We start from the raw sequence: 20,074 nt of genomic DNA on the forward strand, positions 1-20,074 counted from the left end.
CTAAATTTTATGCAATCCTGTCCAATTTAGAAGGCTCGAGTTCAAGAAAAGTATGAAGGGGTTAAACGAGAGGGGTTAGAGTCATGGAAATACAAACAAATGAGATCGTGAGTTACATTAAAGAACTTGTACATATCCCAAGCCCGTCTGGGAATACAGAAGCTGCAATCGATTTTATGAAATCATTCTTAGAAAAAAATCAGGTGTCATTTAAAACAACGAACAAAGGTGCTGTGATTGCTACCATTCGAGGTGAGGATGATTCAAAACACCGCCTGTTGACCGCACATGTAGATACTTTGGGTGCTATGGTGAAAGAGATTAAAAGCGATGGGCGTCTAAAATTAGACCTAATCGGAGGATTTTATTGGAATACCATTGAAGGTGAATATTGCTCTATACATACAAACTCAGGAAAAACGTTTAGCGGCACGATTATGATGCATCAGACAGCCGCACACGTATATAAAGGAATGAACGAATTAAAACGGGATGAGAAGAACATGGTCGTTCGAGTAGATGAGGAGTTTCATTCTAAGAAAGATGTTGAAGAAGCGGGAATCTCAGTAGGAGATTTTGTATCTTTCCAGCCTAGATTCGAACAATTGGATAGTGGATTTGTGAAGTCTCGTCATCTAGATGATAAAGCGAGTGTTGCGATCTTGATGTATGTAATCAAACAGATCAAGGTCAATTCCATTAAGCTGCCTTACACGACCCATTTTTTGATCAGTAACAATGAAGAGATCGGATATGGTGGTAATTCGAACATTCCAACTGATACAGTCGAGTATTTAGCGGTAGACATGGGTGCGATCGGTGACGGTCAGGCAACAGATGAATTTACCGTAAGTATCTGTGCAAAAGACTCTGGGGGACCTTACCATCATGGGTTAAGAAAACATCTTGTAGATTTAGCAGAAAAACATGATATCGGATATAAAGTTGATATCTATCCTTATTATGGTTCAGATGCAACAGCAGCCATTCGTGCTGGCGCCGATATTGTGCATGGTCTTATCGGCCCTGGGATTGATGCATCTCATGCTTTTGAGCGTACACATATCAAGTCATTAAAAAATACAGCAGAGCTTATTCACGCATATTTGAAGTCGCCTCTAGTTTAGTCTGCAAACCCTTAGCCTTAGCTAAGGGTTTTTCTTTTTAAATCTACTCATTGCCACTGAAATGAAGTTATGAAGAAGTTTAGAGTAATCGTTGTTGACCAAGGTATGAAACAGAAAAATAAAGTGAAAGATGATAGGCAGAGGAGTGATGAAAAAAAATGTCATATCTGCCAAAAAAACAACCTCTTTCACCTAGTTTTGATGAAAACGTTCAGTATATGAAAAATCAACTAGGCGTTGACATAAGTTTTGATTGTATTCATCTTGACTTAGAATATGCCGGAAGAAGAATGGCCTTATTTATGGTTGATGGATTCGTTAAAGATGATATTCTTCATTATTTAATGAAGCTGCTTGCTGATCTCGAGCCTGGTCAATTAGATCCGGATCCACTTGTAAAGCTGATGAAGACGTATCTGCCTTATATAGAAATCTCAACGTCAGATGATCTGAATCAAGGAATCGATTGGGTATTAAGTGGACCCACAGTTCTTATCGTTGAAGGTGTTTCGGAAATCCTTCAAATTGATGCTAGAACATACCCGGTTAGAGGACCTGAAGAACCGGATGTTGAGCGCGTTGTTAGAGGGGCAAGAGATGGTTTTGTTGAAACGATCGTATTCAATACCGCACTTACGAGAAGAAGAGTTCGTGATCGTTCACTCCGCATGGAGTACATGAGTATAGGCAGGCGATCGAAGACAGATGTATGTATTTCATATATAGATGATATTGCAGATCCCCATATCGTTGAACGTATTAAAGACTCATTGAAAAAAATTGATACGGATGGACTTCCGATGAGTGAGAAAACAGTTGAAGAATTTATTTGTGGCCGTCACCTCAATCCATATCCGTTAGTGAGGTATACAGAACGACCTGATACTGCTGCGGTCCACTTATTTGAAGGACATGTTTTGGTTTATGTAGATGGCTCTCCTTCTGTCTTGATCACCCCAACAACATTCTGGCATCATCTGCAGCATGCAGAAGAATACAGGCAGAAACCAGTCGTTGGTGCATATTTAAGGTTTGTTCGATTTTTAGCTGTGTGGATATCGATCTTTTTATTGCCATTGTGGTATTTGTTTTCTGTGCATAAAGAACTACTACCTGTAAATTTATCATTTATAGGTCCTGAAGAGATTGGGGTTGTTCCCTTATTCTTGCAGTTTGTGATCATCGAATTGGGTATGGATATGCTCAGGATGGCTACCATTCATACACCGACATCTGTATCGACTGGTCTAGGATTGGTCTCAGCTATTGTAGTTGGACAAGTAGCGATTGAAGCAGGTCTATTTGTAAATGAAGTAGTTCTCTATATCGCAATAGCTGCAATAGGGACATTTGCTACTCCAACGTATGAGCTCAGCTTAGCAAATCGTTTATTAAGACTCTCTCTATTAGGATTAACCGCATTGTTAGGTGTACCAGGATATATTATAGGCTTTACATTAGCCGTATTGTTCTTTGTATCGTTTAAGTCCTTTCACATCCCTTATCTCTGGCCGTTCATTCCTTTTAACCCAAAAGCCATCCGAGATGTGATCTTAAGGATTCCTATGCCTTTAAAGAACAGAAGACCAATCGTATTACATCCGAAAGATCCTGATCGTTAATGGATATTAAAAAGACAGCTGCCATGTACAGCTGTTTTTTTGTATATAAATTCTGTGCAAAGGCTTGCATTTTTCCTTATACTATTTGTTATAATGACAAAGGTGATAATAATGAAAACAATGTATGATGTTCAACAGCTATTAAAAAGGTTTGGAACCTTCATATATACAGGAAACAAGATAGCTGATTTAGAATTGATCCAAGAAGAAGTCAGAGAACTCTACGAACAAAAACTCATTGATGTAAACGAATTCAAGCATGCGATCATCATTATTCGAGCAGCACACAATAAATTACAATAGAGGATGAGACAAGATGGAGAAATGGCTAGTTGGTGTTGATTTAGGTGGAACGACAATCAAAATCGCTTTTGTAACGTTAGACGGTCATATTGTAGAGAAGTGGGAAATCCCTACAAATATTAGTGAAGATGGAAAGCATATCGTCACAGATATTACTGAATCCATCCATCTAAAGCTAAAAGACTTATCACAACCAAAAGAAAAGCTTGAGGCGATTGGTATGGGGGCTCCTGGTTTCATTGATATGAAAACAGGATTCATCTTCCATGCCGTAAATATCGGGTGGAGAGATTATCCGTTAAAAGAAGAGCTAGAAAATGCGACAGGCCTTTCTGTCATCGTAGATAATGACGCTAACATCGCTGCAATCGGAGAAATGTGGCGTGGTGCAGGTGATGGTGAAGGCAACTTACTGATGGTTACATTAGGTACTGGAGTCGGCGGCGGAATTATCGTAAACGGACATATTATGCACGGAACAAATGGTATGGCTGGTGAGATTGGGCATATAACCGCTATACCAAATGGTGGAGCACCATGTAACTGCGGTCGTACGGGCTGCATAGAAACGATAGCTTCAGCAACAGGTATCTCACGCATATCCAAAGAAAAAGCTCTTCAAGACACCTCTTCCTCTCTTCATACATTATTAGAGCAAAAGGGTGATATAAAAGCTAAAGATGTTGTAGCAGCTGCTGAAAAGGGAGATCAAGTAGCGATCGACACGTTGGAAGAAGTGACATTTCATTTAGGATTAGTGATAGCAAACCTTGCAAACAGCATTAACCCAGGTAAGATCGTTATTGGTGGAGGAGTCTCTAAAGCAGGTCATACTTTAATGGAGCGTTTAGAGCAGAAATTTAATCATTTTGCACTCAAGAGAGTTAGAGAGGGCGCTGAAATGAAAGTGGCTACACTAGGCAACGATGCTGGTGTAATCGGAGGAGCTTGGTTAGCTAAACATAATCGCTAATTAATCCTTGTGTAAATGGCAGTTAATTAAATTTGGATTTTAAATGGAGGGCTTGTAGGTAAATAGAAGGAAATTTTTTCTATACAGTCCTTTGTAAAAGAAATCAGTTCAACGGCTAACATAGGAAAATATTAAAAAAGTTGTTTAAACAGCGAACCGCTTCACCGCGGTTCGTTTTCATTTTTTTGAAACTTTTTTGAGTCAAGTTCGTCTAATGGTTTATGGATTTAAAAAAGGGGTAAAACTAATATAGTTTTGTTGTCCTATTTGTCAGAATCTTGAAATAGTACGTTAGGGTATTGAATTCTTGTGTGAAACCATTTAATATACTCTTTATGTAATCCTTTGATTAAGGTTTTGTAAATTTGTAAAAGATGAATTTACATTCTTAAGATCAATGCGTACCGGATGCAAAGAGAGATAGTTAATAGGGAAAAATGAAAACGAGAGTTCTTTTTGATTGAGGAGGTCAGAGAACATATGAAAGAAAAAATGAAACAAGCTTTTGCTGAATATAGATTTTTCTTTATCGCAATTGCTTTATTATGGATTAAAACATTTATCATTTATAAAACCGCATTTGAACTGCCAATGGACAACAAAGTTCAAGAGTTAATTCTTTTTATTAACCCGATCAGTTCTATTGTTCTTTTCTTAGGTATAACGCTTTACTTTAAAGGAAGAACACACAGAAGAATGATTGTTGCAGTCAGTGCGATCATGAGTTTTGTGATGTATGCCAATATGGTGTTCTATCGTTTCTTTAATGACTTTATCACCATTCCAGTCTTATTCCAAACGAGCAACATGGGAGACTTAGGTAATAGTGTATTTGAATTGATACAACCTACTGATTTATTGGTATTCATTGACATCGTTATTTTGGCTTATTTCATGAGACGAGCTGATTACCGACCTGCACGTGCTTCACGCAAGCAGATCACGATTACTTTTGCAGCGGCAATCGTATTATTTATCGTGAACGTTGGTATAGCAGAGACGGAAAGACCGCAATTGTTAACACGTACTTTTGACCGTGAAATGTTGATTAAAAACATTGGTTCATATAACTACCATATCTACGATTCCATCATCCAATCTAAAGCAAAAGCACAGCGTGCATTTGCTGATGGAAGTGAAATTACAGATATCGAGAACTATTCGCGTGCAAATTACAAAGAACCAAACCCTGAGATGTTTGGTAAAGCGAAAGGCAAGAACGTTTTTGTCATTTCAGTTGAATCAACACAGAACTTTGTCATTAATGAGTCTGTTAACGGTAAAGAGATTACACCATTTATGAATGATCTGATCAAAGACAGTTATTACTTCCCGAACTTCTATCACCAAACAGGGCAAGGTAAAACGTCTGACTCAGAGTTTTTATTAGATAACTCTTTATATCCACTACCAAGTGGAGCAGTTTTCTTTACTCATTCTCAGAACCAATACAATGCAACACCAGAAATTTTAAAAGAGCAAGGTTACTATTCATCCGTACAGCATGCTAACAACAAAAGTTTCTGGAACCGTGATATCATGTATGATAATTTCGGTTACGACCGTTATTACTCATTAAAAGATTTCGAGGTAACTCCTGAGAACTCAATCGGGTGGGGGTTAAAGGATAAAGATTTCTTTAAACAATCCATTCCACACCTTAAAGAGATGCAAGCGATGAACAAACCGTTCTATACGAAATATATTACGTTAACAAACCACTTCCCGTTCACATTAGAAGAGGAAGATGAAATGATTCCAGAGTGGACGTCTAGCGATGGAACAGTTAACCGTTACTTTACAACTGTCCGTTATACAGACGAAGCTTTAAAAGAATTCTTCGCTGATGTTAAAGAAGCTGGTCTTTATGAAGATTCGATCTTTATCATGTATGGCGATCATTATGGTATATCTGAAAACCATAATGATGCAATGGGTCAATTCTTAGGAAAAGAAATTACTCCTTTTGAATCTACTCAATTGCAAAAAGTACCTTTAATCGTTCATATGCCAGGTGAAAAAGGAAAAACAATGGATACAGTTGGAGGACAGATCGACCTTAAACCAACGATCCTTCACTTGTTAGGAATTGATACGAAAGGTGACATTCAGCTAGGTTCAGATTTATTCTCTAAAGACAGAGAAGATTTCGCTGTCCTTCGTGACAATTCTTATATCACTAAAGATAATGTGTTCACTGATGGTAAGTGTTATGACAAAGCAACAGGAGAACCTGTTGAAGGTGAAAACAATGCTTGTGAGCCATACAGTGAACGCGCTAAGACTGAACTTGATATGTCAGACCGTATCATTTATGGAGATCTATTAAGGTTCTACGATAAAGATAAAGCAAAAGATAAAGCTGTTAAACAAGAAGAAAAGCAAAAACAATAAAGATTTAGAAGCACTCAACTTCGGTTGAGTGCTTTTTTATTGCATAACTGCTTTGTGCGAACATACATCTTTAAGAGGAAGGTTTAAAGGGAGGGCTCTGTTTGGAAATTGTCATGCGTAACGGCGATTCATTCTGGTATTATTCACGTCTATTATCTATCCCTTACGTGTTGATTAAAGACTCTAATCCTAACGTAACAGCAGCAAGCATGATCGCAGGGGAGAGTATAGAGATCCCTGGAATGTTCTTAGAAAAATATAAGATTAAAAATGGTGACACTTTTTTTTCAATAGCAGATAAATATGATATTCCTCTGGATGCATTATATTTAGTTAATCCAACTGTGAAACCGAAGGAAATATTTACGAAGGACATCATCAATATTCCGAGAGTGCTGCCGTATCCATCTATAAAATGTCAGAGGAAATACAATACAGCTGCACTAAATCATGATATAAGTAAACTTCTTAACGTTTATCCATTCATAAAAAAACAGGAGATTGGTAAATCTGTTCTCGATAAACCGATAGAGATGCTTGTAATAGGAAATGGAAAAAAGAAAGTGCATATTAACGGTTCGTTTCATGGAAACGAATGGATTACTTCCGGAGTTCTGATGAGGTTTATTAATGAATATGCAGCTGCACTATCAACAGATAAAGTATTGAATGGATACAAAGCTATGGACTTATATCGAGATACTACACTTTACGCGGTTCCTATGGTCGATCCAGATGGAGTCGACCTCGTTTTGAATGGTCTCCCTGAGAACTCAGAATGGAAAGAGGTTGTTTTAAAATTAAATAAAGGAAGCAAAGATTTCTCTGGGTGGAAAGCGAATATTCGAGGGGTAGACCTTAATAATCAATTTCCTGCAAGATGGGAGCTTGAACAAGTGAGAAAACCAACTTCTCCTGCACCAAGGGATTATCCTGGTACCGCTCCATTAAGTGAACCAGAAGCAATTGTGATGGCAGAGGTTACTGAAAAGCATCAATTTGATCGAGTGGTAGCCCTTCATACACAGGGAAAAGAATTATACTGGGGTTTTGAAGGGGAAGAACCTATGCCGATATCAGGAGAGATCGCAAGTGAATTTGAGAGGGTTAGTGGGTATAAAGCGATTAGATATGTGGATAGTTATGCAGGATACAAAGATTGGTTTATTCAGGAATACAGGAAACCCGGATTCACCATCGAGCTCGGAATAGGGATTAACCCACTTCCTTTACGACAGTTCGATACGATCTATGAAGATACAAGAGGGATCCTGTTGGCCGCTCTTTACATGTAAGGCAGGACGAGGGGCTGCACAAGCTTAAAAGAAAGAAAAAACCATCAGAAAGGGAATTCTGATGGTTTTTTAGCTTTTTAATGGCCTGTAGAGCCGCCGCTGCCTACTAAAACGTCCAGAACAGTCATGACTGTAAACCAGCCAAAAACTGCAAACGTTAAAAAGGCAAAACCTGCTGCCATTAAATTTTTAATTTTTAACGAACGCAATAATCCCAATGCAGCTAAAATAGCTACTAAGCCGAATATAATGGCTAATCCCATTATTCTGTGCCCCCTTGCTCTGGAGTAATACCAATCCTATGTATAACGCTTTCACACAGGTATAACCTTGTATTATTTTACTTGTTTTATTCTGGTTTGTCGAGTGCACTTTGGAACAAAATGAACTCAATTGTTAGTTTATAGGCAGAAGCCCACTTTTTTACAAGGAGTTCATGCTGGCTTCCAACAACAAAAAATCTATCGTTTTTATGTATGATTTCTGCAATTAATTCTTCTTCTGTTTGAAATAAAAACATTGTCTTCTCTTGCTCTTCCCCTTCTTTGATATAAAAGATACTTATCATATCAAGATAAAGATACGTTTGATTTGAGTCAGATGTAAACCCATAATCCTCAAATAAAAGAGTGGTTCTTAAAGGTTTGATTGAAAGGAGAGGTATTGCCTCAAAAAGTTCATCATCTTTTTGAGAAGTAATGATCAGATCTTCATGTTGATCATGCATAGAAACAGGATCGGGCGTATCCATATTTTCGTATCCGAAAAATACTTTCATGTGTTTCCTCCGAAATAATGTTTGTTTTAGTGTAAGATAGAAAGTAATAACTTGCAATTGGAGGCTATAAACAATGAAGTGGAAAAAGTTAACGGTAGGACCTGTACAAGAGAATACATATATTATCTATAACAATCAGAACGAAGCTATAGTCATCGATCCGGGAAGTGAAGGTAGAAGGATCATACAAGCATTAGAGTCATTAAAGGTTAGACCTTTAGCTGTTTTATTAACGCATGCTCATTTTGATCATATCGGGGCTGTCGATGACGTCCGTGAAAAATATAATATACCGTTGTATGTTCATAAAAAAGAAGCAGATTGGTTGAGTGACATAAAAAAGAATGGATCAAAATATTTTGGTCAGAGCATTACAGCAAAGCCAGCAAGCCACATTTTAACGAATCAAGATAATACCTTGAAGATCAGAAGTTTTTCATTCGAGGTACTAACGACTCCAGGTCATTCGCCGGGAAGTGTTTCGTATTATCATAAAAGCAGTGGTGCTGTTTTTTCAGGTGATGCATTGTTTGCAGGAAGTATTGGAAGAACAGATCTTCATGGTGGGGATCAGGATGTCTTGATCAATAGCATTCATGAAAAGCTGCTTAATCTGCCAGAAGAAACGGTCGTTTTATCAGGTCATGGCCCTGAAACAACAGTGGGAATGGAAATGGATTCGAATCCATTTTTAAGCGGGTTTTAATCGTGTTACGCACGAGTTTCCTGCAAAAAAAATTAGAAACAGATGAATGGATAACAATGGAAGAGTTCATGGGACATGCCCTGTATCATCCGATAGAGGGTTATTACATGAAACAGAACGTGAAGATCGGTAAAAACGGGGATTTTTATACAGCTAGCCTTGTTTCAGACGTATTTGCTAAAGTATGGGCAGATTTATTTGTACGTACGATCGCTGATAATAATCTCGATCCAATCGTCGTGGAGTTTGGGGGAGGAAGCGGTCATTTTGCTCGGCAAGTTCAAGAGAGTTGGTCTTTACGATCAATCGAACACGTGTCATATGTCATTGTAGAACCGAGTCCGTATCACGCAAGCTTATTGGAAAAGAAGTTGGCTGGATTTCCAATTACGATTCTTTGTTCATTGGATGAACTTATACAGCGATACCCATCATTCAAAGGAATTATATTTGCAAATGAAGTTCTTGATGCGTTTCCACTTCGGATCTTTAAACGAAAAAATGAAGAATGGTATGAAAAAGGAGTCTCTTTTCACAAAAACACTGAAAATCTATGTTTTGTTTATCGGCAACTGGAAAATTCATCATTACAAAAGAAATTGGATGAAATCTTTTCTTTTAGAGACAAAACAAATGAACTTGAAGTTTCCTTTTCCATGCTTAATTGGCTAAAAACCATTTACGAATGGATAGAAAAAGAATCTTGCTTGTTTTTTGTTGATTATGGATTGATTGGGGAAGAGTGGAACACTACACATTTAAAAGAAGGAAGTATAAGGGGCTATTATCGTCATCAAATACAAAACAATCCGTTAGCATTTCCCGGGATGATGGATATTACGTTTCACATAGATTGGGAACAAGTGATAAAAGCAGGTGAAGATTCTGAAGTAACTACATTACGTTTAAAGAATCAAGGAGATTTCTTATTAGAGGAAGGACTATTATCCTTGTTAAAGGATACACAAAGTCTTGATCCGTTCTCAATCGAACATAAGAGAAATCGGGCCATACGTTCATTCCTACTCGATCACACACTAGCGAACGGATTCCAAGTTATACAACAAAAAAAGCAGACCGTATCGTAACGGTCTGCTTTTTTGTAGCTACTTTTAGAGAACTGATTAATGTCCTCCGCCAGCGCCAGGAGTCATCATAAACGTTGACCAGTATGTAAAACCAACAAAGAAAACAGTTAAATAAGCACCAAAGATATAAATATACATACGCTCAGATAAGTTCAAATACCCTAAAGAAACGAACATAATCGTTTGTCCTAAGAACAATAACGCCATGTCTTGCATATCGCCTAAATAAGCCATGACTCCGATGATTCCAGTCCAAAAGCCTAAAACCTTATACATTCTTGACATATGTATCCCCTCCTTTTTTCGCCAATACTTGTATCCTTTAGTATTATATATGAGTTTCCACTCACTTGTAAATGCCAATTGTAAGCGGATAAATACACAATTAAAAGATAATTCATGAATATTAGCTGTTTTTTGGTTTATTATGCCTCTTTTAAAGGTAATGTAAACCAAAAGGAGTGAGTCTTATGAGTTCAATAACATTCTACACATACCCAAGCTGCACGTCGTGCCGTAAAGCAAAAATGTGGCTTAAGCAAAATAAAGTATCGTTTGATGAAAGACACCTATTTAAAGAAACGCCAACGGTTGAAGAACTTAGAGAGCTATTGAAACTTACAAAGTATGGAACAGAAGATATCCTGGCTAAAAGAAGTCAGTCATTTAAATCACTAGATGTTGATATCTATGATCTTTCAACCAATGAACTATTAACGCTATTGAGTAAAAATCCAAAACTGTTGAAGCGGCCATTAGTGACAGACGGAAAACAGCTCATTGCGGGGTATAGTCCTGGAGATATGAAAAAATTATGTTCAACAAAAGAAAAAGAACACATCTCTAGTCATGTGTCCTGAATATAGCACTCTTTGCTTTTAAAGAGTGTTATTTTTTTTGGCTGGGCTAGCTGGATTCGAATCAACGCATGACGGAGTCAAAGTCCGTTGCCTTACCGCTTGGCTATAGCCCAATGTAACAATACTAGTATGAGCTCTGTCGAAATTTATATGCATTCATTTTTTTAAAAAATGCAGGAATTGTCTTTTTATGACAGAATTAATATACCAATCCAAATAAAAGGGAGATGATACCACTTGCCGATTAAGCTGTTAGGCAATTCAATCCTTCATGAGTCCGTAGTTCAGAAAGCAACAGACATTCATTTTATACCGATAAAAAAAGGGGGGATCGTTCAATTTCGTATAGATGATCGGCTGATCGAACACAGAAAGCTTTCTCAAGAAGAGTATATCAGGGTACTCGCTCATTTTAAATATTCTGCAAGAATGGACATTGGCGAACATCGCAAGCCACAGAGCGGTTCAATGGACGTTTTGATCAATAATGTAAATGTACATCTTCGTTTTTCATCTATACCATCCGCGTTTAATGAATCACTCGTCATTCGATTACTTCCTCAGCAAGAAACACTAACTCTTCAAGAACTATCACTTTTTCCTCACGTGTTCCAAAAACTTTTATCCCTTATTAAACGTTCCAGCGGTCTACTATTGTTCTCTGGCCCAACCGGATCCGGTAAGACCACCATCTTATATTCTTTGCTTCATCACCTTCAGAAAAATTATAAACGGCAAGTAGTAACTCTTGAAGATCCCGTAGAACGGAAAGTAGATTCGTTTCTGCAGATGGAAATTAATGAAAAAGCAGGTCTGACATATGGTGAAGGTTTCAAGTCATTGTTGAGGCATGACCCCGATGTGATCATGATCGGTGAGATCAGAGACGAATCGACTGCAAGACTTGTTATTCGTGCATCATTGACGGGACACCTTGTGCTGTCTACGATGCATGCTGCAGATTGTATCGGGTGTATTGAGCGTCTTCGAGAATTTGGCATTCAAGAAACTGAACTGCAACAAACATTGATGGGTATTGTATCTCAGCGACTGATTTCAATACCGTGTCCTTTTTGTGGAGACGATTGCGTTGATTTTTGTTTTAAATTCAGAACATATAGAAGAGCAGGAATCTACGAGATGCTTTGTAATCAAGAATTATTATCTTCTTTAAGTAAGGTTAGCGTTGACATGCCTACTTATAAAAATCTCTCTTTTTCCTTTAATCATGCCTTTGCAGCAGGTTATGTAACAAAAGAGAGCTATGAAAGATGGATGGGAGGAGAAACAAAAAGTGATAAGAAGGGGCTGGAAACGGGCTTCGCAAGGGACGTTTCTTTATAAGCTTGGCTTTTTGTTGGATCAAGGCTACACCATTAACAAGAGCATCGAACTCGTCAGGTCACAGCTTCCACAAAGTAAGCAAGAAGTAGTGGATGATATGCTCGAGATCCTTGCTTCTGGAAATTCGGTTATCGAAATCTTTTCACCGCTACAATTGCCAAAGCAAGTAGTAAGTTCGTTATCGATAAACAGTGCGAACGGCAACTTGACAAGAAGTCTCATGGAGAACGGGACTTTTATGAACAAAAAAGCTGAATGGCGTACACGTTTGAACAAAGCCATCAGATATCCTCTCTTTCTTCTATTCCTCACAGCGTGGATTGGGATTGTGTTTTATCAATTCTTATTTCCTCAATTTTCAATCCTATTTTCATCGTTAGAAGTCAAAACTCCGATGTTTACTACATGGATGCTTACTTTTTTAGGGTTTATACCACTTTTTGGAATATGCTTCCTGTCTTTATGCCTCACTTTATGGATTGTTATTATCGTTTTGAGAAAGAAAGCAAAGCCTTCTACACAGATGGATCTACTCTTGCGAATTCCAATCTTAAGAAATTTTCTTGTTTTATTGAATACTCATTTTTTTAGTGTGAACTTCGGCTCGATGCTGCAAAGTGGTTTATCCGTTTCGGACGCTCTTCTTGTTATGGAGGATCACTTAAACAAAGGTTTTTATAAGGAAGAAAGTCAGAGGCTTCAGAAAGGTCTCTTGAATGGAACTGAACTTACTGATCTTTTGCTTGCGAAGTCATATTTCACGAAAGAACTAGCTGATATCGTTCGCTTTGGATTAGCTCATGGTGAACTTGGGAGAGAATTAATTTCGTATGGCGAATGGATCTTTAAGGAGTTAGAAGAAAAGATCTACATGTCATTGCAAAAGATACAGCCTATTCTATTCGCTGGGATTGGAGTTTTTGTCTTACTTATGTTTGCCTCTATGTTATTGCCTATGTTTACACTCATGGAAGCATTATGAGGAGGAAGAATATGAAAAATGAAAAAGGATTTACTTTAATTGAAATGATGATCGTGCTCTTGATCATTTCAGTATTGATGCTTATCGCCTTACCGAGTATGACGAAGAACAACAGTCTCGTAAAATCATTAGGCTGTGAAGCGACCATCGATCTTGTGCAGGGACAAGTTGGAGCGTTTGAGGCAGAAAAAAATACTCTGCCTACAATTGATGAACTTCATGATGGGGGATATATTGATACGGTAACATGTCCAGACAAAAAACCTTTACTGATCGATAGTAATGGAGTCGTAACTGTGAGCAGTGAGGAGTGAATGAAGGGCTAAAGCACATAAAGAAAAGTCAATTAGGATTTAGTTTGATCGAGATGATGATCGTACTTGTGATCATCGCAACAATCAGTGCTGTTGCGTATCCCTCGTATGGTAGTTTTCAAAGGAATCGAGAGACCGAATACTTTATACGAACGTTTCAAAAGGACATCGTTCACATGCAGCAAAAAGCGGTAAATGAGAATCGAATCTATAACTTATCGATCGATAATGAGAACCATATATATGAGATACGAGGAAACGGCAGTAAAAAACCTGAAAAAAAGATTTTTCCAAAGCACATCTGGTTTGAGAGCTATTCGATGTTATTAGCTGTTCAATTTAACCAGAATGGAAACATCAGTCGTGCTGGGACAATTTACATCCACTCTGCTAATACTTCATATAAGATGGTTTTTCAATTGGGTAAAGGAAAATTTTATGTTGAAAAACAATAATGGTTATTTACTTATTGAAGCTATGTTTGGTGTTTTGTTGATCTCAGTAGTGTTTTCGATCTGTTTACCTTTCCTATATATATCGTATCAAGAACAACAAACATCAGAGCAACTATTATATGCGATGACAGAAGCGGATCATGCTGCTGCAATGAGAAGCATCACTAGGCATGAGACAGATGAGCGTGAGTGGTTAGTTGATGGAACAGAATATAAGCTAAAAACACGAAAAGGTGTGACGGATGAATACAAAACTTGTATTTCGTTCAGAGGTTCTAACAAAAAAGAGTATACCGCGTGTGCGAGTTCATTCTGAAATCACCGCGGACAAAAACGGCTATACGCTTGTAGAATCATTAATTGCTCTAGGTGTATTGATCGTAACTGCTTTGGTAATTTCACTGTTATTAACGCACCTACAAAAACATCCGCAATCTGTTCAGTCTGAAGAAACAGCATTATTTTTTTCAATGATCGGAAAGGAAATAAGAGAAGCAGCAACAGTTGAGGTGAAGAACAACGCATTGTTTATTACTTTATCAACAGGTGAAGTGATCAGTTTCACACGTTATCATTCTCTTATTCGAAAACAAGTTAATGGATTAGGTCACGAAGTTTGGGTGCAGAATATTCAAGAGATGAAAGTAGAAGAAATAAATGGTAGTTTTATTAACGTTACATTGAATGATAAGGAAGGAAATCAAGTTCGTCGTGGTTTTCGGAGAATTGGTTATGAATGAGAGAGGAATGGTTTATCCGTTAATCTTAACTCTTTGCTTTATCATGTTAATTTTCTTTAGTTTTCTAACCGAAAAAGTTGCTTCAGAACGACAGTTTGTTTTTATGCAAGAAGAGCATCTTAGACAAATTCGATTGATTCAGCAAGGTGTTGATCGAGCACTTGTTTGGGTAGAAGGTCCGGCGGTCTATCCGTCAGAACGTAGCCTAAGTGTGAACGAGGGGACACTAAAGATGATTGTCACGCAAATATCTGTTGATGAAGTGATGTTCATGATTGAAGCTGTTACAATTCGCCAGTCTACAAAAAGGGTAAAAGTGTATTATAATGTAACCCAGAAAAGTGTTACAAAATGGGTGGAGGGTTAAATTTGAACACCATATATTTAGTCGGTTTCATGGGATGTGGAAAAACATCTGTAGGGAAGCAGCTTTCAAAACGGTTAGAGGTTCCTCCTTATGATGTCGATTCAACGGTTGAAAAAGATCGCGGACAAACGATAAAAGAAATATTTAAAAATGAAGGGGAAGAAGCGTTTCGTAATTACGAGTCTCTTGCTATTCGACAACTGCCCGTACAACATGCTGTTGTTATGACAGGAGGCGGTGCGGTCGTAAGAGAAGAAAACTTAACGTATATGAAGAACAATGGAATCGTCATCTATTTAAAGACTAGCTTTCCAGTACTTTGGAGTAGGTTGATGAAAGAAGAAGAGAGAAACAAGAGGCCGATCCTTTTAACTTCTTCAAAAGAAGAGGTACAGAAACTTTTTAACAATAGAAGTTCACATTATGAAAAAAGTGATATCGAGATCGTCACAGATCAATTAACAACGGAAGAAGTATGCGAACAAATTTTAGAAAAGTTAAGCCGTTTAAATACACAATAATTGGCCAAAACTAAGAAGTGATTGCTTCAATAAAGGAGTTTTGTCAATGGCCGCAGGATCAGATGTTATTAAGTTCCTTACACAGAGAGTCGTTAAATACTTAGACGAGCCAAAATCAGTAAGAAAGGAAAGGCGTATCACGAAAAAGAATGAGCGTGAGCCTTTATTAACTTACTTATTTGGAGTTGTTCCGATGGGACTTGGACTAGTGTTTCGTAGAAAGAGAAAAAAATAAGGCTGGAAAAAGGAAGAGCCGGGATACAGTTCCCGGTTCTTATTTTTTATGCAAGATAGAAAAGTCCACCATTAATGATCTCCACGATAATCTGTGGTTCATATTGGGTGCGAAGCGCTTCTTTTTCAATATGATAGGCTTCAGGTTTCGTTAAAGAATCTTCATAGAAACTCTCTAGTAGTTCTAGATCTTCATTCCATCTTTTTTTGGCATCCTCGGCCCATGTGTGAACATCTACATCAATGACTTCCTGAATTTTGTTTTCCAATCTTTTTATCGCACTCTGAGGCTTAATAAAAGGAGAGAGCGTATAACAAAAATCGGGTATTCTTTTCGTTAGCAGCATCTTTTGAAGACGTTGATGAAAATGATCTTCAATGGTTCCGTTGATTAGTTGTATGCCATATGATAGTACTTGATCTTTTTTCTGATCACATTGATACGTAACTTTAACGTTTAAGCATAGCCATGGTTGCAGGGGAACCTGTGCTCCTTGTTGAGGAACAGATTCATACAGCCGAATGAATGAAGCGAGCTTCTTCGTAGAACCAAAAATCTGATGAAGTCTCGGCGAACCAAAGTGGATAAATTCACCTTTTCCATCAGGTGCTTGTTGTTGACCCGTCACTAAAGTCAGTGTCATCGGATTCGGGGTGCCCCCGGTTTTTTCGAGATAGTGCCAGTAGAACGGACGGTTCATTAAAACTTTATCAAGTTCAGTTGTCAATTGAACTTTCATGTAACTAAAGTTTTTCTCTTGAATTCTGCATTCGTTCGCATCAAAGTATCGCTCAAGAAAGCGATGTATCTCGTGCTGCTGCATGCTCTTCCCATCCTTTCTGTTTGATTCCGCCATCAAGGTTGATCAAGGAAGCAAGATTATCCATCTTAACGCGAATCTCACCTTCACTTTCAGACGTATTCATGATGTCTGCGATATGGCGTTCGATGTTCTTGATCTCAAATTTCGTTAAAATTTCATCGAGCTCCCCAATAACACTTTCAAATAGGTTGATCTTGTTATACAGCAAGTTTAAGATGTGTTCTTCAATCGTATTCTGAGTGGCGAAATTATAGATATGAACGTCACCTTGCTGACCGATCCGGTGGATACGTCCGATCCGCTGCTCAATCCTCATAGGGTTCCACGGAAGATCGTAGTTGATGATATGTTGACAGAACTGAAGGTTGATTCCTTCACCACCGGCTTCCGTTGCGATCAACACTTGTGCTCTTGTTCGAAAGAGTTGCGTCATCCAGTCCTTTTTACTTCGCTTAAATCCGCCTCGAAACGGTACAGAAGAGATGCCATGCTGCTGTAAAAACCACTGTAAATAAAGTTGTGTCGCACGATATTCTGTAAAAATGATAACCTTAGAATCAATCGATTGAATGAGTTCTAATGCTTTTAGAGCTTTAGAGTTTTGATCAACAAGTTCAATTTTTTTCATTAGCTCTAAGACTCGCTGCTCCATTAACGAGTTTGAAACATCCTTTTGAAGCATGTTTTTCAAAGTTAGAAAAACAGCTTCCCGCGAACTGCATGCTTCCCGCTGCAGAGTGACGATAGAAAATTTACTTCTGTCAAAGTAAGAGTCTTTTTTTAGTTGAGAGATTTCATCGTATAGGTCACGTTCTGTTTTTGATAATGTAATAGGAATGGTTTGAACAAGACGCTTCGGCCATTTCAGCCCAGTCTCTTCTCGGCGGTTACGGACCATCACCTTATTTACGAGCTGCTTCAGCTTTTCTTCATTTTTAAGTGAATATTTATCTTCTTTGTAATCTTTGTCAAAGTTCTCTCGGTTTCCTAGATGGCCAGGCTTTAATAAAGATACAAGATTAAAAATCTCCTCAACTCTGTTTTGTACGGGAGTTGCCGTTAATAATAAGCAGAACTTCTTTTTTAATAACTGTACAAATTCATAGTTTTTCGTTTTCTTGTTCTTTAATTTGTGTGCTTCATCGATGATAACTAGATCATAGTCTTGATTAAGAACGATGTCACGATGCGGTGCGCGTTTTGCCGTATCAATAGAAGATACCACTACATCGCATTGCTCCCATACATAAGCTTTTTTTTGAGCGATTGCAGGAATAAAAAACTTTTGATTCAACTCGTTCGTCCATTGAATTACGAGTGAAGCTGGAACGAGAATCAAAATTTTCTTAGCGAGCCGGCGTATCATGTACTCTTTTAGAATCAAACCTGCTTCAATCGTTTTTCCTAACCCTACTTCATCTGCCAAGATTGCTTTTCCGTTCATCTGTTCAATAACGGTAGTCGCAACGTCCAGCTGATGAGGCAAAAAAGTCATCTGTGGGAGGTGATCTGGAGCTTGAAGACCGAGAAAATCAGGAATTGCTAAGTGGTGTTCGGCTTCAAGAGCTAAGTTATATAATTCCCAATTGGCCCAAGGTCCATCTTCTTCCACACGCTTTAAAAAGTCATCATGCCATTCTCGCTGAAACTGAACGTCGATTTTCATAACGGATTTCCTTTCTTTAAAAAAGTTCGTTGCCATTCCTTTTGTAAAAATGATAGGATAATAATGTAGTAAACATAGTAATAGTATGTGCGACCTTGGACAATAACATACTCGCGAATGAAAGTAAGAGGAGAGACTGCGTTAGCGGCGCCGAAGGAGCAAACAATTGTGAAACTCTCAGGCAAAAAGACTCTTGCTAGACGCATCTCTGGAGAGTGCTTTTTAATAGATGAAAGCCACCAACGAAGAAACTCAAAAGATTTTTTTGAGAAACTTACAGGTTGCAGGACAGAGGATCCCATTTTTAAGGGGTCTTTCTGTCCTTTTTTTGTCCAGAAAAGTCCGAAAATTTTTAAGTATGAAAAAGGAGGAATTCACATGGCTACATTGTTACGAACACCGTTATTTGAGACGTACAAAGAACACGGTGGAAAAGTAATTGATTTTGGTGGTTGGGAGTTGCCTGTTCAGTTCTCAAGTATCAAAGAGGAACACGAAGCTGTTAGAACGAAAGCTGGTTTATTCGATGTATCTCACATGGGAGAATTTGATGTTCGAGGACCAAATGCCTTATCGTTTCTGCAATATACAATGACCAATGATGTTTCAAAACTTCAAAACGGCCAAGCGCAGTATACGGCTATGTGCTATGAAAACGGCGGTACAGTAGATGACCTTTTAATCTATAAAAGAGATGAAAACGATTACTTGCTCGTTGTGAATGCCTCAAATATTGAAAAAGATTTCGAATGGCTTATGAGCAAGAAGCCTGAAGGTGTAGAACTCGTGAATGTTTCTCCTGAATATGCGCAACTCGCTATTCAAGGGCCAAAAGCAGAAGGAATTCTTCAAAAACTTACGGATACAAATCTTTCTGAGATCGGATTCTTCCGTTTTAAAGAAGATGTTTCACTAGCGGGAATATCTGCTCTTGTGTCTCGAACTGGCTACACAGGAGAAGATGGCTTTGAGATCTATTTAAAAACGGAACATGCTGAAAAATTGTGGAGATCTGTTCTTGAAGCAGGTCAGGAAGATGGATTGCTCCCTGCAGGACTTGGTGCACGTGACACGTTGCGCTTTGAAGCAAAACTTGCGCTATACGGTCAAGAACTTACAAAAGAAATTACTCCGATAGAAGCTGGTATCGGATTCGCTGTAAAAACAGATAAAGAAGCAGATTTTATTGGAAAAGAAATTCTAGCAGATCAAAAGAAGAATGGCGCACCACGTAAGCTAGTTGGTATTGAAATGATCGATAAAGGTATACCGCGATCACATTATGAGGTATTTAAAGGTGATGTGAAGATCGGAGAAGTTACTACGGGGACACAGTCGCCAACATTGAAGAAGAATCTAGGACTTGCTCTTCTAGAAAAGGATTTCACGGAGCTTGGTACAGAGGTAGAAGTACAGATTCGTCAAAAACGTTTAAAAGCAAAAGTAGTCGCTTCACCATTTTATAAACGAGGAAAATAAGA

The 20,074-nt window shown here is 38.1% G+C and carries 24 protein-coding genes, 1 tRNA gene and 1 riboswitch; of the genes, 19 read left to right on the plus strand and 6 right to left on the minus strand.

The genetic code is table 11. The features are described from left to right. Positions 1 to 83: 83 nt before the first annotated feature. The 6 genes from IHV11_RS04860 to IHV11_RS04885 all read left to right on the plus strand — a co-directional run bounded on the left by IHV11_RS04860 (position 84) and on the right by IHV11_RS04885 (position 7,714). Positions 84 to 1,127 carry a M42 family metallopeptidase gene (locus IHV11_RS04860; protein ID WP_197193848.1) on the plus strand — a complete coding sequence of 348 codons (1,044 nt, stop codon included), beginning with the start codon at positions 84 to 86 and terminating at the stop codon, positions 1,125 to 1,127. A gap of 158 nt (positions 1,128 to 1,285) precedes the next feature. Further along, the gene (locus IHV11_RS04865) at positions 1,286 to 2,749 is read left to right on the plus strand and encodes a spore germination protein (RefSeq protein WP_197193849.1); all 1,464 of its coding nucleotides are present in this window, start codon (positions 1,286 to 1,288) and stop codon (positions 2,747 to 2,749) included. A gap of 111 nt (positions 2,750 to 2,860) precedes the next feature. After that, complete coding sequence (locus IHV11_RS04870; RefSeq protein WP_197193850.1) at positions 2,861 to 3,052, plus strand: YqgQ family protein; 192 nt, start codon at positions 2,861 to 2,863, stop codon at positions 3,050 to 3,052. A 13-nt stretch (positions 3,053 to 3,065) separates the two neighbouring features. Further along, entirely contained in the window at positions 3,066 to 4,025 is a 960-nt protein-coding gene (locus tag IHV11_RS04875; protein WP_197193851.1) for an ROK family glucokinase, read from the plus strand. Between the two features lie 480 nt (positions 4,026 to 4,505). Beyond that, a complete protein-coding gene (locus IHV11_RS04880) occupies positions 4,506 to 6,419 on the plus strand; it encodes an LTA synthase family protein (RefSeq protein WP_231620189.1) in 1,914 nt (637 codons plus the stop codon). Positions 6,420 to 6,520: 101 nt separating this feature from the next. Beyond that, positions 6,521 to 7,714: a M14 family metallopeptidase gene (locus IHV11_RS04885; protein ID WP_197193852.1), complete on the plus strand. Its 1,194-nt coding sequence runs from the start codon at positions 6,521 to 6,523 to the stop codon at positions 7,712 to 7,714. Positions 7,715 to 7,791: 77 nt separating this feature from the next. Here the strand turns inward: IHV11_RS04885 and IHV11_RS04890 are convergent, their stop codons facing one another. Together IHV11_RS04890 and IHV11_RS04895 are read right to left on the minus strand one after the other, a co-directional pair. Next, positions 7,792 to 7,977: a DUF2759 domain-containing protein gene (locus IHV11_RS04890; RefSeq protein ID WP_066242324.1), complete on the minus strand. Its 186-nt coding sequence runs from the start codon at positions 7,975 to 7,977 to the stop codon at positions 7,792 to 7,794. Positions 7,978 to 8,063: 86 nt separating this feature from the next. Further along, positions 8,064 to 8,492: a hypothetical protein gene (locus IHV11_RS04895; protein WP_197193853.1), complete on the minus strand. Its 429-nt coding sequence runs from the start codon at positions 8,490 to 8,492 to the stop codon at positions 8,064 to 8,066. A 73-nt stretch (positions 8,493 to 8,565) separates the two neighbouring features. On the opposite strand from IHV11_RS04895, the gene IHV11_RS04900 reads away from it, so the two are divergent. Together IHV11_RS04900 and IHV11_RS04905 are read left to right on the plus strand one after the other, a co-directional pair. Continuing rightward, positions 8,566 to 9,198, plus strand: coding sequence for an MBL fold metallo-hydrolase (locus IHV11_RS04900; RefSeq protein WP_197193854.1), 633 nt, complete (start codon positions 8,566 to 8,568; stop codon positions 9,196 to 9,198). Between the two features lie 2 nt (positions 9,199 to 9,200). Continuing rightward, the gene (locus tag IHV11_RS04905; RefSeq protein ID WP_197193855.1) at positions 9,201 to 10,286 is read left to right on the plus strand and encodes an SAM-dependent methyltransferase; all 1,086 of its coding nucleotides are present in this window, start codon (positions 9,201 to 9,203) and stop codon (positions 10,284 to 10,286) included. A gap of 36 nt (positions 10,287 to 10,322) precedes the next feature. Here IHV11_RS04905 and IHV11_RS04910 read toward each other — a convergent pair whose 3' ends face one another. After that, entirely contained in the window at positions 10,323 to 10,571 is a 249-nt protein-coding gene (locus tag IHV11_RS04910) for a DUF2626 domain-containing protein (RefSeq protein ID WP_066242314.1), read from the minus strand. A 185-nt stretch (positions 10,572 to 10,756) separates the two neighbouring features. Between IHV11_RS04910 and IHV11_RS04915 the strand changes: the two genes are divergently transcribed. Beyond that, entirely contained in the window at positions 10,757 to 11,146 is a 390-nt protein-coding gene (locus IHV11_RS04915; protein ID WP_197131060.1) for a Spx/MgsR family RNA polymerase-binding regulatory protein, read from the plus strand. Between the two features lie 38 nt (positions 11,147 to 11,184). Here IHV11_RS04915 and IHV11_RS04920 read toward each other — a convergent pair. Next, positions 11,185 to 11,259, minus strand: a tRNA-Gln gene (locus tag IHV11_RS04920). 124 nt (positions 11,260 to 11,383) lie between these two features. Here IHV11_RS04920 and comGA point away from each other — a divergent pair. From comGA to IHV11_RS04965, 9 genes are read left to right on the plus strand one after another with little or no spacing between them, the layout of a single operon-like run. Next, a complete protein-coding gene (comGA, locus tag IHV11_RS04925) occupies positions 11,384 to 12,490 on the plus strand; it encodes a competence type IV pilus ATPase ComGA (RefSeq protein ID WP_197193856.1) in 1,107 nt (368 codons plus the stop codon). Then, positions 12,441 to 13,472, plus strand: coding sequence for a competence type IV pilus assembly protein ComGB (comGB, locus tag IHV11_RS04930; protein WP_197193857.1), 1,032 nt, complete (start codon positions 12,441 to 12,443; stop codon positions 13,470 to 13,472). Before comGA ends, comGB begins: the two co-directional genes overlap by 50 nt. Positions 13,473 to 13,483: 11 nt before the next feature. Then, the gene (gene comGC / locus IHV11_RS04935; protein ID WP_197193858.1) at positions 13,484 to 13,786 is read left to right on the plus strand and encodes a competence type IV pilus major pilin ComGC; all 303 of its coding nucleotides are present in this window, start codon (positions 13,484 to 13,486) and stop codon (positions 13,784 to 13,786) included. Beyond that, positions 13,783 to 14,241, plus strand: a complete 459-nt coding sequence (gene comGD / locus IHV11_RS04940; protein ID WP_197193859.1) for a competence type IV pilus minor pilin ComGD — start codon at positions 13,783 to 13,785, stop codon at positions 14,239 to 14,241. The genes comGC and comGD overlap by 4 nt, the downstream gene beginning before the upstream one ends. Next, the gene (locus tag IHV11_RS04945; RefSeq protein ID WP_197193860.1) at positions 14,225 to 14,557 is read left to right on the plus strand and encodes a hypothetical protein; all 333 of its coding nucleotides are present in this window, start codon (positions 14,225 to 14,227) and stop codon (positions 14,555 to 14,557) included. Before comGD ends, IHV11_RS04945 begins: the two co-directional genes overlap by 17 nt. Next, positions 14,541 to 14,981 (plus strand): competence type IV pilus minor pilin ComGF, encoded by a 441-nt coding sequence (locus IHV11_RS21345; RefSeq protein ID WP_197193861.1) that lies wholly within the window; start codon positions 14,541 to 14,543, stop codon positions 14,979 to 14,981. The genes IHV11_RS04945 and IHV11_RS21345 overlap by 17 nt, the downstream gene beginning before the upstream one ends. Then, on the plus strand, positions 14,974 to 15,348 hold the full coding sequence (gene comGG / locus IHV11_RS04955) for a competence type IV pilus minor pilin ComGG (RefSeq protein ID WP_197193862.1): 375 nt from the start codon (positions 14,974 to 14,976) through the stop codon (positions 15,346 to 15,348). The genes IHV11_RS21345 and comGG overlap by 8 nt, the downstream gene beginning before the upstream one ends. Before the next feature lie 2 nt (positions 15,349 to 15,350). Continuing rightward, the gene (locus IHV11_RS04960) at positions 15,351 to 15,869 is read left to right on the plus strand and encodes a shikimate kinase (protein ID WP_197193863.1); all 519 of its coding nucleotides are present in this window, start codon (positions 15,351 to 15,353) and stop codon (positions 15,867 to 15,869) included. 46 nt (positions 15,870 to 15,915) lie between these two features. Then, positions 15,916 to 16,104, plus strand: a complete 189-nt coding sequence (locus tag IHV11_RS04965) for a YqzE family protein (protein WP_197131034.1) — start codon at positions 15,916 to 15,918, stop codon at positions 16,102 to 16,104. 46 nt (positions 16,105 to 16,150) lie between these two features. Here the strand turns inward: IHV11_RS04965 and IHV11_RS04970 are convergent, their stop codons facing one another. Beyond that, positions 16,151 to 16,927 (minus strand): YqhG family protein, encoded by a 777-nt coding sequence (locus IHV11_RS04970; RefSeq protein ID WP_197193864.1) that lies wholly within the window; start codon positions 16,925 to 16,927, stop codon positions 16,151 to 16,153. Further along, positions 16,896 to 18,593 (minus strand): DEAD/DEAH box helicase, encoded by a 1,698-nt coding sequence (locus IHV11_RS04975; protein WP_197193865.1) that lies wholly within the window; start codon positions 18,591 to 18,593, stop codon positions 16,896 to 16,898. The genes IHV11_RS04970 and IHV11_RS04975 overlap by 32 nt, the downstream gene beginning before the upstream one ends. 117 nt (positions 18,594 to 18,710) lie before the next feature. Further along, a riboswitch (glycine riboswitch) is annotated at positions 18,711 to 18,796 on the plus strand. A 175-nt stretch (positions 18,797 to 18,971) separates the two neighbouring features. Between IHV11_RS04975 and gcvT the strand changes: the two genes are divergently transcribed. Beyond that, positions 18,972 to 20,072 carry a glycine cleavage system aminomethyltransferase GcvT gene (gene gcvT / locus IHV11_RS04980; RefSeq protein WP_197193866.1) on the plus strand — a complete coding sequence of 367 codons (1,101 nt, stop codon included), beginning with the start codon at positions 18,972 to 18,974 and terminating at the stop codon, positions 20,070 to 20,072. Positions 20,073 to 20,074: the final 2 nt, after the last annotated feature.

It is taken from the genome of Fictibacillus sp. 26RED30 (assembly GCF_015903845.1).
GTDB lineage: Bacteria > Bacillota > Bacilli > Bacillales > Fictibacillaceae > Fictibacillus > Fictibacillus phosphorivorans.